At 34.4% G+C, this 15,757-nt stretch carries 15 protein-coding genes; 7 read left to right on the plus strand and 8 right to left on the minus strand.

All coding sequences use genetic code 11. The features are described 5' to 3' along the window. Nucleotides 1-34: 34 nt before the first annotated feature. Complete coding sequence (locus ACMDB5_RS00575) at nt 35-469, plus strand: VOC family protein (RefSeq protein WP_413999102.1); 435 nt, start codon at nt 35-37, stop codon at nt 467-469. 282 nt (nt 470-751) lie between these two features. Further along, nucleotides 752-973 (plus strand): YdeI/OmpD-associated family protein, encoded by a 222-nt coding sequence (locus ACMDB5_RS00580; RefSeq protein WP_413999103.1) that lies wholly within the window; start codon nt 752-754, stop codon nt 971-973. A 118-nt stretch (nt 974-1,091) separates the two neighbouring features. Here ACMDB5_RS00580 and carB read toward each other — a convergent pair whose 3' ends face one another. Together carB and rpmH are read right to left on the minus strand one after the other, a co-directional pair. Further along, entirely contained in the window at nt 1,092-3,947 is a 2,856-nt protein-coding gene (gene carB, locus ACMDB5_RS00585; protein WP_413999104.1) for a carbamoyl-phosphate synthase large subunit, read from the minus strand. A gap of 165 nt (nt 3,948-4,112) precedes the next feature. Beyond that, entirely contained in the window at nt 4,113-4,274 is a 162-nt protein-coding gene (gene rpmH, locus ACMDB5_RS00590) for a 50S ribosomal protein L34 (RefSeq protein WP_007136275.1), read from the minus strand. 167 nt (nt 4,275-4,441) lie between these two features. On the opposite strand from rpmH, the gene ACMDB5_RS00595 reads away from it, so the two are divergent. Then, complete coding sequence (locus tag ACMDB5_RS00595; RefSeq protein WP_413999105.1) at nt 4,442-4,957, plus strand: DUF2892 domain-containing protein; 516 nt, start codon at nt 4,442-4,444, stop codon at nt 4,955-4,957. A gap of 109 nt (nt 4,958-5,066) precedes the next feature. Here the strand turns inward: ACMDB5_RS00595 and ACMDB5_RS00600 are convergent, their stop codons facing one another. Next, complete coding sequence (locus tag ACMDB5_RS00600; RefSeq protein WP_413999106.1) at nt 5,067-5,744, minus strand: alpha/beta hydrolase; 678 nt, start codon at nt 5,742-5,744, stop codon at nt 5,067-5,069. Nucleotides 5,745-6,169: 425 nt separating this feature from the next. Here ACMDB5_RS00600 and ACMDB5_RS00605 point away from each other — a divergent pair, with 425 nt between their 5' ends. Continuing rightward, nucleotides 6,170-6,454: a GNAT family N-acetyltransferase gene (locus ACMDB5_RS00605; protein ID WP_413999107.1), complete on the plus strand. Its 285-nt coding sequence runs from the start codon at nt 6,170-6,172 to the stop codon at nt 6,452-6,454. A gap of 70 nt (nt 6,455-6,524) precedes the next feature. On the opposite strand, the gene ACMDB5_RS00610 is transcribed toward ACMDB5_RS00605, so the two are convergent. From ACMDB5_RS00610 to ACMDB5_RS00630, 5 genes are all read right to left on the minus strand, one after another. Next, on the minus strand, nt 6,525-7,994 hold the full coding sequence (locus ACMDB5_RS00610; protein ID WP_413999108.1) for a hypothetical protein: 1,470 nt from the start codon (nt 7,992-7,994) through the stop codon (nt 6,525-6,527). Nucleotides 7,995-8,197: 203 nt separating this feature from the next. Continuing rightward, nucleotides 8,198-9,832 (minus strand): ABC-F family ATP-binding cassette domain-containing protein, encoded by a 1,635-nt coding sequence (locus ACMDB5_RS00615; RefSeq protein WP_413999109.1) that lies wholly within the window; start codon nt 9,830-9,832, stop codon nt 8,198-8,200. Between the two features lie 179 nt (nt 9,833-10,011). Further along, on the minus strand, nt 10,012-11,475 hold the full coding sequence (locus ACMDB5_RS00620) for an alanine/glycine:cation symporter family protein (protein ID WP_413999110.1): 1,464 nt from the start codon (nt 11,473-11,475) through the stop codon (nt 10,012-10,014). A 305-nt stretch (nt 11,476-11,780) separates the two neighbouring features. Further along, nucleotides 11,781-12,956: a GlmU family protein gene (locus tag ACMDB5_RS00625; RefSeq protein ID WP_413999111.1), complete on the minus strand. Its 1,176-nt coding sequence runs from the start codon at nt 12,954-12,956 to the stop codon at nt 11,781-11,783. 173 nt (nt 12,957-13,129) lie between these two features. After that, nucleotides 13,130-13,381, minus strand: coding sequence for a type B 50S ribosomal protein L31 (locus ACMDB5_RS00630; RefSeq protein ID WP_413999112.1), 252 nt, complete (start codon nt 13,379-13,381; stop codon nt 13,130-13,132). Between the two features lie 232 nt (nt 13,382-13,613). Between ACMDB5_RS00630 and ACMDB5_RS00635 the strand changes: the two genes are divergently transcribed. Genes ACMDB5_RS00635 through ACMDB5_RS00645 form a run of 3 tightly spaced genes read left to right on the plus strand, consistent with a single transcriptional unit; the run spans nt 13,614 to nt 15,644 of the window. Further along, nucleotides 13,614-14,144 carry a DUF4199 domain-containing protein gene (locus ACMDB5_RS00635; RefSeq protein ID WP_413999113.1) on the plus strand — a complete coding sequence of 177 codons (531 nt, stop codon included), beginning with the start codon at nt 13,614-13,616 and terminating at the stop codon, nt 14,142-14,144. A gap of 7 nt (nt 14,145-14,151) precedes the next feature. Beyond that, nucleotides 14,152-15,108, plus strand: a complete 957-nt coding sequence (locus tag ACMDB5_RS00640) for a glycosyltransferase family 2 protein (protein ID WP_413999114.1) — start codon at nt 14,152-14,154, stop codon at nt 15,106-15,108. 44 nt (nt 15,109-15,152) lie between these two features. Beyond that, on the plus strand, nt 15,153-15,644 hold the full coding sequence (locus tag ACMDB5_RS00645; protein WP_413999115.1) for an ORF6N domain-containing protein: 492 nt from the start codon (nt 15,153-15,155) through the stop codon (nt 15,642-15,644). The last annotated feature ends 113 nt before the right edge of the window (nt 15,645-15,757 follow it).

Genomic DNA, 15,757 nt, shown 5'->3' on the forward strand with positions numbered 1-15,757 from the left:
AAAGAAAACAGTCTAACATTTAAATACAACAACAATGGCAACATTAACTACCTATATCACTTATAATGGAAATTGCGAAGAAGCATTCAATTTTTACAAATCAGTATTTGGCGGTGAATTTTCTTATCTTGGAAGATTCAAAGACATGCCGATGACAGACGGCAAAAGCTGTCCTCCTAACGAATCAGAAAAAATAATGCATGTTTCGCTGCCCATTAGCAAAGAAACAGCCCTATCAGGTAGCGACAGTTTTGATTCATTTGGAAGCAAAACCATATATGGCAATAACTTTTCACTTTCTATCAATGCGGAGAGCAAAGAAGAAGCCGATAAATTATTTGCAGCGCTTTCAGCCGGAGGAAAAGCGGGAATGCCAATGGCAGATGCCTTTTGGGGTGGCTATTTCGGAATGTTTACAGATAAATTTGGAGTCAATTGGATGATAAATTTTGATAAAAGTCAAAAATAATAAAGCTATTTAAGTCCCAATTTACACCAAATCAATTATAAAAAAAGTCCCAATAAAGGGACTTTTTACTATTATCCCACACTGGTGTAAGTTTCTAACTCCTAGCTCAAAAAACCAGCGATTAGTCTATTAACAAAATATTCTTTTTTCTGGTGCTAAAAACGTTTCTTTTTTTATAATTTCGTTTATAACAGCAGATAAACTGTTCAAAAATCACAACTTCACTAATCTAATGGATATTAGTACAATGCCTACTAAAATTCAACAATAAACTAGTATGATATGCTAAAAAAAGGAGAACATATTGAGGGAATTCCATCGGAACTTCAAAATTTAATCGACCAAGACCAAAAAGCGAAAGATTTTTTCGACTCATTAGCAAAATCGTACAAACAAGGATATTGTGACTGGGTTGGTTCTGCAAAACAAGAAGACACTAGAATAACAAGAGCAGAAAAAGCACTCAAAATGCTACAAAATGAACAAAAAACTTTAAAAACATAAATACTGTTTTTCCTCATTAAGGCGAACTTTTCTTTGAAAACATGAACCTCTTTCTGAAAAAAATACACAAAAAAAGCCACTCAAATCGAGTGGCTTTTTCAATATCTAAAATTCAAGCTTATTTGCTCAAATACATTTTTCTTCTAGAGTACAATTCGTAGAATTGGTCGTCTTTTAAGTCATCAATAAACAAAATGCTTTCTCCTGTTGATTTCATCTCTGGTCCTAATGCTTTGTTTACATTCGGGAACTTGCTGAAAGAGAAAACTGGCTGCTTGATCGCATATCCTTTCAATTGCGGATTAAAAGTAAAATCGGTTACCTTGTTATGACCCAACATTACTTTCGTAGCATAATTTACATAAGGCTCTCCGTATGCTTTTGCAATAAATGGCACCGTACGAGATGCTCTAGGATTAGCTTCAATGATATAAACCGTATCGTCTTTAATCGCAAACTGAATATTGATTAAACCTACTGTTTTTAATGCTTTTGCAATTTTATTAGTATGATCTTTGATTTGTTGCATTACAAATTCTCCTAAGTTAAACGGAGGCAATGTCGCATTACTATCTCCAGAGTGTACTCCACAAGGCTCGATGTGCTCCATGATACCAATAATGTAAACATTACCGTCAGCATCGCAGATTGCATCTGCTTCGGCTTCTATCGCACCATCAAGATAATGATCTAAAAGTAATTTATTACCTGGAATCGTTTTCAATAAATTTACAACGTGCTCTTCAAGCTCTTGCTTGTTGATTACAATTTTCATCCCTTGACCACCCAATACATAAGAAGGACGAATCAATAAAGGGAAATCCAATTGGTCAGCCAAAGCCGAAGCTTCATCAGCTGTTTCCGCAATTCCGAATCTTGGAAAAGGAATTTCTAACTCCGTTAACAACTGAGAGAAACGCCCTCTGTCTTCCGCTAAATCCAGCGCATCAAAGCTAGTTCCGATGATTTTTATTCCGTATTTAGACAATTTTTCCGCCAATTTAAGAGCCGTTTGACCGCCTAATTGCACGATTACACCTTCTGGCTTTTCGTGTTGAATAATATCATAAATATGCTCCCAGAAAACGGGTTCGAAGTATAATTTATCAGCAGTATCAAAGTCTGTCGAAACGGTTTCAGGATTACAGTTAATCATGATCGTCTCGTAACCACATTCTTTAGCAGCAAGAACTCCGTGAACACATGAATAATCAAATTCAATTCCTTGTCCGATTCTGTTTGGTCCAGAACCTAAAACTATGATTTTCTTTTTGTCGGTAACAACACTTTCGTTATCGACGTATTTTTCTCCGTTGGCTTTTTCAATTTCAGCTTCGAAAGTCGAGTAATAATAAGGTGTCTTTGCTTTAAACTCAGCGGCACAAGTGTCAACTAATTTAAACACACGGTTGACATTCATCGTATCACGTAAGCTGTGTACTTCACTTTCCAGACAACCCATCATGTGAGCAATTTGTCTGTCGGCAAATCCTTTTTGTTTTGCCTCAAGCAATAATTCTTTTGGCAAATTGGCAATCTTATAATTTGAAATCTCTTTTTCTAAAGTATATAGTTCTTCATATTGTTTCAAGAACCACATATCGATTTTGGTAATTTCATGAATACGACTCAACGGAATTCCCATTGCAATAGCATCGTAAATCACAAAAACACGATCCCAACTTGCATAGGTTAATTTCTCGATTATTTGCTCGTAATTCGTATATCCTTTTCCGTCAGCACCTAAACCATTTCTTTTTATTTCTAATGATTGTGTGGCTTTGTGCAAGGCTTCTTGGAACGAACGTCCAATTCCCATTACCTCACCTACAGATTTCATTTGAAGTCCCAAAGTTCTATCAGAACCTTCAAATTTGTCAAAGTTCCAACGAGGGATTTTTACAATTACGTAATCCAAAGTTGGTTCAAAAAGAGCCGAAGTCGATTTTGTAATTTGGTTTTGTAATTCGTCTAAGTTGTATCCTAAAGCTAGTTTAGTAGCAATTTTTGCAATTGGATAACCTGTCGCTTTAGAAGCTAAAGCTGACGAACGAGATACACGCGGATTGATTTCGATAGCTACAATATCTTCTTTTTCATCTGGAGAAACTGCAAACTGTACGTTACATCCTCCAGCAAAATTACCAATACTACGCATCATCAAGATGGCGTAATCACGTAATTTTTGGAAAGTGGTATCCGATAATGTCATTGCTGGTGCAACTGTAATAGAATCTCCAGTATGGATTCCCATTGGATCCATATTTTCGATAGAACAGATAATTACAACATTATCATTTTTATCTCTTAAAAGCTCTAATTCGTACTCTTTCCATCCCATCAAAGCTTTGTCAATCAAAACTTCATGAATTGGAGAAGCTTCAAGACCAGCAGTTAATAATTTATCAAAATCTTCTGGTTTGTAAACGATAGCTGCTCCAGTTCCACCAAGAGTAAACGATGGACGAATTACTAACGGGAAACCAAATTCTTGAGCAATTTCTTTTCCTCTTAAATAAGATGTACAAATTTCGGCAGGAGCCGTAGGCACATTTATCTTTTTAAGTAAGTTTTTAAATTGATCTCTATCTTCGGTAATATTAATTGCATTAACATCAACCCCAATTAACCTTACTCCAAAATCTTCCCAAATTCCTTTTTCTTCAGCCTCTAAACACAAGTTTAAAGCAGTTTGTCCACCCATTGTAGGCAAAACAGCATCAATTTGAGGATGTTCTTTTAAAATTTCGATAATCGACTTGGTCGTTAAGGGCTTCAAATAAACATGATCAGCCATAGAAGGATCAGTCATTATCGTAGCTGGGTTTGAGTTTATCAAGATAACTTCAATTCCCTCTTCACGAATGGAACGTGCAGATTGTGAACCTGCATAATCAAATTCGCAAGCTTGTCCGATAACGATAGGGCCAGAACCTATTATTAAAACTGATTTTATAGATGTGTCTTTTGGCATTGTAATATAATTATTGTGTTGTGTAGTTGCTTTTTGTCTGTGCTTTTAGTTCAAAGTTACTCCACTTTAGAACTTTAGCCCCTAATGTTAATTTAATTTTAACGATTAGGTATAAAAAAAGGCGATACTAAAAAAAGTAACGCCTTTATTATGTTTATAGAAACATTATTTTTTGTGTCTTGGTTCGCAAGAAACAGTCAATTTATGTCTTCCTTTAGCTCTTCTTCTAGCAAGAACTTTTCTTCCATTCGCAGAAGCCATTCTGTCCATAAATCCGTGCTTATTTCTTCTTTTTCTTTTCGATGGTTGAAACGTTCTTTTGCTCATTGCTTTGTATCTTTAAAATCTTAATTTATATGTCTCCTAATTTTAGAACAACTGTTATTCTAAAACCGAGTGCAAATATACAAAGACTTTTTTTCCTAGCAAGTAGTTTTATAAAAATATTTTTAATTCCTTTTACTATCTTTGCAATCTCAAAATATACACATACCATGTTAAACAAGAATATCAAACTTATTATCGCTGGACTTATCGTAATTACAAGTATTTGGCAATTTACAGAAAACAATATTGGTAATGGAATTTTCCTTATTTTATTGACTGCAATTCCTATTTTTCTATACTTTAAAAATGAATTTATCTTACTTGCCTTCTTAAAATTAAGAAAACAAGACTTTGAAGGCGCAAAAAAATGGCTTGCTTTCATCAAAAATCCAGAAACAGCTTTAGTAAAAAAACAACAAGGCTATTTTAATTACCTGCACGGGATCATGCTTTCGCAAACTAATATCAATCAGGCAGAAAAATATTTCAAAAAAGCCATTGAACTAGGATTATCTATGGACATGGATTTAGCCGTTGCCAAATTAAACCTTGCCGGTATGGCCATGTCAAGAAGAAGAAAACTAGAAGCTACTGCCCTATTGAATGAAGCAAAAAAGCTAGACAAACAAAACATGTTGAAAGAACAAATCACCATGATGAAAGAACAGATGAAAAAAATATAATTTCTATTTCATAAAAAAAACATCCGCAATTGCGGATGTTTTTTTTTACACACAAACTGACTCTCTGTCAACCAATTCATTACTTATACCTTTTTGGGAAATAGCTAAATTATCCGTTCTCATTTGTTTCTTCTCGCAAAATAATCTCCGGCAAATAAGCATTAAACCACCTATATTTATTTAGAATCATGATATGAGTACCTCCCTCGATCACGATACAATTCTTTATATATTTTATCGGAAACACATCATCCAGACTACCGTGAATATGAATTACCTTTTCGTCAACCACTGTTCTGTCCCACATAATCACCTTTTCTACAGACCATTCTAAATAACCAATATCACGAACCGACAGAAATTTTTCATATAATTTTAATCTATGATTCATTTTCTCTCCAAAAGAAAATTTAGCTAAATTCTCTAAATTCAAAATTAAATTCATCGGAATCAGCTTGTAGGCTTTAGTAATTTTAGCAATTTTCATTCTTCTAGGAAATTCTAAATTACTTTTCACACTCGAGATGATAATCACTTTTCTAGTAACGATGTATTTTGCCATTTCCTGAACTAAGATTCCGCCAAATGACACTCCAATTAAAACGGGATTTTCATGCTTAATTTTTTGCGACATCCTTTTAGCATAATCACCCAAAGACTCTTTATCCAGAGGAATTTCCCATTCTAAAAGATGGATTTCAAAAACAGCCTCAGGAAGCACAATCCTCTCAAATATCAAGGCGCTTGCGGCTAATCCAGGCATAAAATAAACTGGTATTTTACTCATAAATGTTTTTAACTTTAAAAAAAGACATTCCGTTTAAATTTCAGGAATTGATTATAAAATTAATTTTTTTTATTGAATCCAGCTTTGATTCCAATATTATATTGACATTAAATTTAAACAATATGATTTTACAAATAAAAATCTAGAAACACAATCCAATTGAAACTATTTAAAGCCATAAAAAGACACCTACTTTAAAAAAAAACGGCTAAAACACTACCTTATCCAAACAAGAAACATATCATTTCAAGACCAACCCCAAAAACGTTTGATATTGAAAACCAAATCGGTATCTTTGCAAATATTTTATCTCAAGATAAAACCACAGAAATATTTTTCTTTAGACTCATCTATAAACATTTTCTATTTAGAAATATTCAAATTACAACTTTTCTCAAACAAGCTACATGAAGTAGCCTATCGACATGGAAATAAAAGACAATACTTTTGCAAGACAATTCGAAGCAACAGCCGAAGAAGGATTAGTTTCGGTTGAATATTCATTTCAGGAAAAAAAGATATTTTTAACAAAGATCAACACTCCTGAGCATTTTGACAATGAGGAATTCATTTCTCAACTTTTATCCAAAATTATGGATCTTGTCATCCAAAAAAAATGGAAAGTAGTCCCAATATTACCCAAAATAGTTATGTTTTTTAAGAAAAACCCAACTTACAAAGAATTGTTACCACCCGGAATTAGATTATAAAAAAAGAGGCTTCATCAATAATGAAGCCTCTTTTTTTATAAATTTTAAATTCGTTATAACTTAAGCAAAGCTAATTTTGCCTTTCTGGAGGATTCGACTTCTTAGCTTCCCTAGCAGGCTGTCCTTGTGGCCTTGCTGATTGTCGATTCTCTTGTCTAGCTGAAGGTGGTCCTTGTGGCCTTGCCGATTGTCGATTCTCTTGCCGAGCTGGTGGCTGTACTTGCGGTCTTGCCGGTTGTCGATTCTCTTGCCGAACTGGTGGCTGTACTTGTGGTCTTGCCGGTTGTCGATTCTCTTGCCGAACTTGCGGCTGTACTTGCGGTCTTGTCGTTTGTTGATTTCCAGGTTTTCTTGAAGATTCTCCTTGCGGTCTTGTCGTCTGTTGATTTTCAGATCTTCTTGACGGTTCTCCTTGCGGTCTTGTTGTCTGTTGATTTCCAGGTCTTCTTGAAGATTCTCCTTGTGTTCTTGTCGTTTGTTGATTTCCAAGTTTTCTTGAAGCTTCTCCTTGCGGTCTTGTCGTCTGTTGATTTCCAGGTCTTCTTGAAGATTCTCCTTGCGGTCTTGTCGTTTGTTGATTTCCAGGTTTTCTTGAAGCTTCTCCTTGTGGTCTTGTCGTTTGTTGATTTCCAGGTCTTCTTGAAGATTCTCCTTGCGGTCTTGTCGTCTGTTGATTTCCAGGTCTTCTTGAAGATTCTCCTTGCGGTCTTGTTGGCGTTGTCGGGCGTTTAAAAGTCCTACCCTCATAAGTCCGATCATAGGTACCGCTTCTTCTATAATCATTCACTATTGGCGAAACATTTCTTCTTTTAACATAATTAGAATAATAACTCGGATATCTCACAGATACATTTCTACGATAAAGATTATTCTGGTAATAATGATGATTAAAACTCCAATAATTGTAATAAAAAATTGGAGACCAAGGACGCCAATATGAAGGGTAATATCCCCAATACCAAGGGGAAATATAAACCCTGAATGAAGGCGTGAACAAATTAATAACAATAGGCCAATCATTAATATAGAAATCGAAGTCTCCTCTTAGGCCACTAATCGAATAGCCATCCGGATACACATAACCAGGATTTGGTGTTCTTGTAGTGTAAATTGCTCCTGAGGGCTCAATTATATAATCCTCCCCATACAAATCTTCATCACCAATAATCTGAATAAAAACCGCACCTCCATTTGTTTTGGTAACCTCTATAACCGCAACATCTTGAAATCCCCTATCATTTATTATATCTCTAAGCACAATTAAGTTTGTATTTCCTTCCTTATGACTTACCACCCCTATATAATCAATATAATTATCATTATTTAAATCCAAATTATTGATGTTATTCTCTCTATCGTTTATCTCTCTTTCAAATTCCTCTAATGTTTTTGATTTTTGAAAAACATCTAACACAGCATAAAGATTAAAATTATCGCCAGGCAAGCCTAAAGCAACTGGCTCTGTTTCTGTTTGGGAAAATAAAGGAAAAACCAAGACACTAGCCATTAACACTAAAACGGTTAAAATTAACTTTTTCATGATTTCAAATTTTAAACATTAATACAAAAACTCAATACAAGTTACAAAAAACAAAACCATAAATTATTGATTAAAAACCAATTAACATTATTTTTGAATTACTATTTTATAAATTTAACAATATAAAAGCACCACTAATTGACAAAAAACAAAAAAAGACGTAATTAGATTACGTCTTTTTCATATAGTCTTAAAACCTTTTTTTACTTCTCTATTTCTCTCATGCTTTCCATTTTCTTGTGAGCCAAGAAACCATTAATATCTTCAAAATGTTCTACAACACGCTTGTTTCCAAATTCAAAAACCTTTGTCGCCAATCCGTCCAAGAAATCACGATCGTGAGAAACCAAAATCAAAGTCCCATCAAAATCACGAAGGGCATCTTTAATAATATCTTTAGTTTTCATGTCTAAGTGATTCGAAGGCTCATCCAGAATTAGTAAATTAACTGGTTCCAACAATAATTTAATCATTGCCAAACGCGTTTTCTCTCCTCCCGAAAGCACTTTTACTTTCTTAGTCACATCATCACCTTGAAACATAAAAGCACCCAAAATATCTTTAATCTTAGTTCTGACATCTCCAACTGCTATATCGTCAATGGTTTCAAAAATAGTAGCATTTTCATCCAACAAGGCCGCTTGATTTTGAGCAAAATATCCAATTTGTGCATTATGACCAATTTCAAGACTTCCGCCATCAATACCAATTTCTTTCATGATAGCCTTAATCATTGTTGACTTCCCTTCTCCATTTTTACCAACAAAAGCCACTTTTTGCCCTCTTTCAATAACGATATTAGCATCCTTAAACACCACGTGATCGCCATAGGCTTTTGACAAATCCTTAACAATTACAGGATATTGTCCGGAACGAGCCGCTGGAGGGAATTTTAATTTTAATGCTGAACTATCCACTTCATCCACTTGTACTATCACCAGTTTCTCTAACATCTTAACCCGAGATTGCACGGCATCTGTCTTAGAAAACGTCCCTTTGAAACGGTCAATAAAAGTCCTATTATCTGCAATCATACGTTGTTGTTCATCGTATGCTTTTTGCTGGTGCATACGTCGATCTTTTCTCAATTCCAGATAATGAGTGTATTTAGCTTTGTAATCATAAATTCTACCCATTGTCACTTCAATCGTACGATTGGTAATATTATCCACAAAAGCTCTATCGTGCGAAATTACCACAACCGCTTTTGCCGAATTAATAAGGAAATCCTCTAACCACTGAATACTTTCGATATCCATGTGGTTGGTAGGCTCATCAAGCAAAATTAAATCCGGTTTCTGCAAAAGGATTTTCGCCAGTTCAATTCGCATTCTCCAACCTCCTGAAAATTCCGAAGTTTGGCGGGCAAAATCCTCGCGAACAAATCCTAAACCTATTAATATTTTTTCAACTTCCGCCTCATAATTCACTTCTTCGATGGCGTAGAATTTCTCGCTTAAATCAGAAACTCTTTCAATCAATTTCATGTAAGCATCACTTTCATAATCGGTACGAATAGTCAATTGCTCATTGATTTCGTCGATTTCTGCTTTCATACTGAAAATTTCACCGAATGCTTTTGAAGTTTCCTCCATCACTGTAGCCCCATCAGTAGTCAATAAATGCTGCGGCAAATAAGCCACCACGGCTTCTTTTGGCGCCGAAATATTTCCAGTTGACGGTTTGCTTTGACCTGCAATTATCTTAAGAAGCGTTGATTTTCCGGCTCCATTTTTACCCATAAGGGCAATTTTATCATTTTCATTAATAGCAAAAGAAACATCACTAAAAAGCGTAGTACCACCAAACTGTACTGAAATATCGTTAACTGTAATCATTATTTTTGTTTAAAGTTTAATGTTCAAAAGTTTAAAGTTCTTATTATAGTATTGAACATTTTTTTTGAAGGTGCAAAGATAGATTAAATAATTAATTGGTTTATTATAAAAATGAAAGCTTCTGGAGACAGAATAAAACTCATATCTCCAGAAGCTTTCAAAAATAAATCACATTAACACTAAAGCTCTTTGTTTTTATGTATAGTGTTCCAAATATGTGCATTTGTAACCCCAATATCTTCCGGATTAAACATAGGATTTTTTCCTGCTTTACGCTGTTTTTCATAATCCTTCAAAGCAGCCAAGGCAGGTTTTTGTAAAAGAATTATTGCTACAATATTAAACCATGCCATAAGTCCAACCCCAATATCCCCAATATCCCATGCTAATTTAGCCTGGTTGACAGAACCATACATAATCACCAACATCATAATTATTTTTAGCACATAATTAAAAACAGGAGATTCAAATTTTCTCGTCAAGTAGGAAATATTAGTTTCAGCAATATAATAATAAGCCAATATGGTGGTGAATGCAAAGAAAAACAAGGCTATAGCCACAAAATAAGAACCAAATCCAGGAAAAACACTATCCATGGCGCTTTGTGTATATCCCGGTCCGGCCGAAAGACTCTGAACTCCGTTATACAAAAACTCAGTCGCTCCATTAGTCCCAAAACTCGGATTATGAACATTATATTTCCCCGTTATCAACAACATAAATCCGGTTGCTGAACACACTAATAAAGTATCAACATAAACAGAAAACGATTGCACTAAACCTTGCTTAACAGGATGCGAAACATTTGCCGCAGCAGCAATATGAGGAGCCGTTCCTTGACCTGCTTCATTAGAATAAATTCCTCTTTTCACACCCCATTGGATTGCCAAACCAAAAACAGCACCAAAGCCGGCTTCCATATTAAAAGCGCTCTTAAAAACCAACGAGATAACCCCCGGAAGCTGTTTAATATCTACAATTATAATCACTAAGGCAATTAAAATATAACCAATTGCCATAAAAGGAACTATATATTCAGTGAATTTTGCTATTCGTTTAACACCTCCAAAAACGATAGCGGCAAATATAAGAACAACACCTATTCCTGTAATCCAAGTATCAAGATTAAAAGCATTCTTAATTCCCTCGGCAACCGAGTTTGCCTGAACTCCTGGCAACAATAAACCCGCAGAAATAACCGAAACTATGGCAAACAAAACACCAAACCATTTCATTCCTAATCCACGCTCTATATAAAACGCAGGACCTCCTCGGAACTGTCCCAAATGTTTTTCTTTATAAATTTGAGCCAAGGTAGCCTCCACAAATCCGGTACTAGCCCCCAGAAAAGCTACTAACCACATCCAAAACATAGCTCCCGGACCACCAAAAGCAATAGCAGTAGCTACTCCGGCAATGTTCCCTGTACCTACTCTACCCGCTAAAGACATAGATAAAGCTTGAAAAGAAGAAACTCCCGACTCTGAACTTTCACCATCAAACAACAATCGAAACATTTCTTTAATATGTCGCACTTGCAAAAATTTAGTTCTCAAAGAAAAATAAAGCCCTGTTCCTAAACACAAAACAATTAAGGCATTACTCCAAACGATGTCATTCAACATCCCAACAACTTCTCCCATATATTTAGTTTATTTATAATTATCACAAAACCAATAAAAAATTATTTTATCACTATTTTTTTGCTAAAACTATAACATACCACTAAAAAAAACTAACTATAAAGCTTACAAAAAGCAAAAAAAATATTAATCAACTAAAAATCAAGCTTTAATAAGTCAACCTATTTTTACAATAAATAAAAAATATTAACAATTAAAATTCATAATATTAAATTTTAACTAAAAAATAAAGCACAAAAAAACTGCCTCATTACAACAAATGAGGCAGTTTTTTTATTTTAAAATGCTTTTAAATCAAAAGATTATTAGCTTTTTCTCCATTTCTTAGTTTCTTCAAAAATATGCTCTAAAATAGCCGCTTCTATTTCGTCAAAATCCATATTTCTACGCCCCATAACGATTCGCGCAGTCTCAAACGCCTTCTTAGTCATATAAGTCGTAAAACCGGCAGCTCCTCCCCAAGAAAAACTAGGTATAAAATTGCGCGGAAATCCGGTTCCAAAAATATTAGCACTAACTCCTATCACTGTTCCGGTATTAAACATGGTATTAATTCCACATTTGCTGTGATCACCCATCATCAATCCACAAAACTGAAGTCCAGTTTTAGCAAAACCTTCGGTTTCATAACTCCACAATCGCACTTCTTCGTAGTTATTTTTTAGATTCGAATTATTACTATCAGCCCCAATATTACACCATTCTCCCAAAACAGAATCCCCTAAAAATCCGTCATGACCTTTATTGGAATGAGCAAAAAGAACCGAATTCTTAACTTCTCCACCAATTCTAGAATAAGGCCCCACAGTTGTCGCTCCATAAACCTTGGCTGCCATTTTCACCTGAGCTTCTTCACATAGAGCAAAAGGACCTCTAATAACAGATCCTTCCATAATTTCGGCATTTTTTCCTATATATATAGGACCTGTCGAAGCATTCAGAGTAACAAACTCTAATTTAGCACCTTCTTCTATAAATACATTCTCGGGCGCAATTACATTGACGCTTTTAGGAATCGGCTGTGACTTTCTGTCTTCAGTCAAAAAAGCAAAATCTTCCCTGATAGCCGCCCCATTTTTCGAAAATATATCCCAAGTATTTTCAACCGTCAAGCATTCGCCATTGTATTCAATTATATCGTAAGTATCAAAGTTCACTTCTTCCTGCTCTTCATTGGTATAAAAAGCGATCACTTCGTCTCCTTTAAAAATAGCCTGATTTGACTCCAAACTACTAACCATTTCAGCCAAAGTGGCATTAGGAAGAAAAGAAGCATTAATCATAACATTTTCTTCCAACTCAACCATAGGAAATTTAGCGGATAAATATTCCTCCGTTATTGTAGTAGTTGTAGACCCTAAATACATTTCCCATTTTTGACGAATGGTCATGATTCCAATAAGGATATCGGCAACCGGCCGAGTAAATGTAAAGGGAAGCAAGGCATTTCGGGCAGGTCCGTCAAAAAGGATATAATTCATAAAAAGTATTTATTTGTTGTTTTTTTTTATTGTATTATTTTTTAAACACAAAATTAATCATAATAACGCATTATTTTGATGTAATTGACAGCAAAGTTACAAAGTTTTCAAATAACTAAAACACAAAAGCCCTCCAAATGGAAGGCTTTGAGTTATATGAAAACATGTTAAAATTATTTAACGTGTTTAGCGTATTTAGTTTTAAATTTATCAATACGTCCTGCAGTATCAATAAGTTTGTTTTTACCTGTGTAAAAAGGATGAGAAGTTCTAGAAATCTCCATTTTCACAACTGGGTATTCAACACCTTCGTGAATGATTGTTTCTTTAGTATCTGCAGTAGATTTAGTGATAAAAATGTCTTCATTTGACATGTCTTTAAATGCAACTAATCTGTAATTTTCTGGGTGCGTACCTTTTTTCATCTTTTTTATTTGTTTGGTTATAACTTATTTTGAAGCTTTTCTTTCAACAGAAAAGGTGTAAACTCATTATAACTTTTTGTTTTTACACTATTATTTTGAGTCTGCAAATTTACAATTATTTTTCAATAAACAAATCTTTGTTTCATTTTTTTTTATAATTGTAAAATGCGTTTTTTATTCTTGAATATATTGGGAATTGCTATATTTGTGGATTAATTATAAATCAACTATAATGATAAATGAAACCATTAAAAGAAACGGGATTACTTACGGTGTAATAACAGGCATTGCCTTGTCATTAATAACCGCTTTCATGTATGCTATAAATATAGAGCTATTCATCGCTTGGTGGACCACTCTTTTAAGTTTTTCTATATTTATCATTGTTCCCATTCTATTACTTTCTAAAACAAAAAAAGAATTGAATGGTATCCTTCCTTTTAAGGAAGCCTTTACAACCTATTTTATTTCGGCAGTAATTGGAGTAATTATTTCCGTGGCTTTTAAAATTGTTTTATTCAATTTCATTGACCCTAGCATAAAGGAAACTCTTTTAGATCTAACCATAAAATATTTAGTGAGCACCTCTGAAAAATTTGGTGTACCGGCATCTTCTTTGAATGAAACAGTTTCAAAACTAAGAGAAACTGATCCTTATTCAGTAGTTGAACAATTAAAAGGATCTGTTTTTGCCATCTTTTTCTGTGCCCTATTAGGTTTAATCATGGCCGCTTTCTTTAAAAGCAAACCTTCACAAGAATAAACAATAAATGAATTTATCCATACTCATCCCTCTTCTCAACGAGGAAGAATCACTTAAAGAATTGTACACTTGGATTATTAAAGTGATGCAATCAAATAATTACTCTTATGAAATTATCTTTTTAGATGATGGAAGTACGGATAATTCCTGGTCGATTATCGAGCAATTTGCTTCCGAAAACCCTAATGTAAAGGGAATTCGTTTCATGAAAAATTTTGGTAAATCTCAGGCTTTACATGCCGGATTTGCTAAAGCTCAAGGTGATGTCATCATAACGATGGATGCTGATTTACAGGACAGCCCCGAAGAAATCCCCGGGCTGTACGAAATGATTACTGCTCAAGAATTCGATTTGGTTTCCGGTTGGAAAAAGAAACGTTATGATTCTGTGGTTGCTAAGAATTTACCTTCCAAATTATTCAATTGGGCCGCCCGAAAAACATCAGGAGTGGAATTGAATGATTTCAACTGTGGATTAAAAGCCTACAAAAACGTTGTCGTAAAAAACATTGAAGTTTCGGGCGAAATGCACCGTTACATTCCGGTTTTGGCAAAAAATGCAGGATTTGGCAAAATTGGAGAAAAAGTAGTACAACACCAAGCCAGAAAATACGGAGAAACCAAATTTGGAATGGAACGTTTCATCAATGGTTTTTTGGATTTAATTACCATTTGGTTTCTTTCCCGTTTTGGAAAAAGACCAATGCACTTATTTGGCGCCATAGGATCGCTGATGTTTATTATTGGTTTTTTGTTAGCGGGATACATCGGCGTTTCAAAATTATATCACATGTACAACAACATGCGTTATAACCTGGTAACCGACAATCCTTGGTTTTACATTGCACTGACAACTATGGTACTGGGAACTCAATTGTTTTTGGCTGGATTTCTTGGCGAAATTATATTGCGCACAAAAAACAATGAGGAACGTTATAAGATTTCGAGAGAAATTAATTTATAATTTATCTTGATTTTTCAAACATAAGCGATTAAAAAATAGCGCTAATGGAAATAGAAATTATAAAGAATAAAATTTTCGAAATCCGAGGTCAAAAGGTAATGCTTGATTTTGATTTGGCACTTTTATATAATATTGAAACAAAACGACTAAAAGAAGCCGTCAGAAGAAATACCAATCGGTTCCCTGAAGACTTTATGTTTGAACTCACTGAAATTGAGTTTAATAGTTTGAGGTCGCAAATTGCGTCCTCAAACAGAGGAGGAACACGATACATGCCTTTTGCCTTTACCGAACAAGGTGTAGCGATGCTTTCGAGCGTTATAAATAGCGAGAAAGCAATTGAAATTAACATTTCGATTATTCGGGCTTTTGTGACTATCAGACAATTTACCTTGACGTATAGCGAACTAAAAGACCGAATTTTGGCAATAGAAAATCAGTTTCCAGATATTTACAAAGCATTGAATTATCTAGTTGACAAAGATGCTGATGCGAAAAACAATACAGATAGAATCAAAATAGGTTATAAAAAATAATTTTTGGCATACCGAGACTAGCCCTGATAGCAGCGAAAAGCCTTTTTGACTTGCTTTTTTGCGAGGACAAAAAGATTGTAGCGAATAGCAGGAATAGCTCCTAAAAAAGATAC

It is taken from the genome of Flavobacterium sp. W1B, assembly GCF_047344965.1.
Classification (GTDB): domain Bacteria; phylum Bacteroidota; class Bacteroidia; order Flavobacteriales; family Flavobacteriaceae; genus Flavobacterium.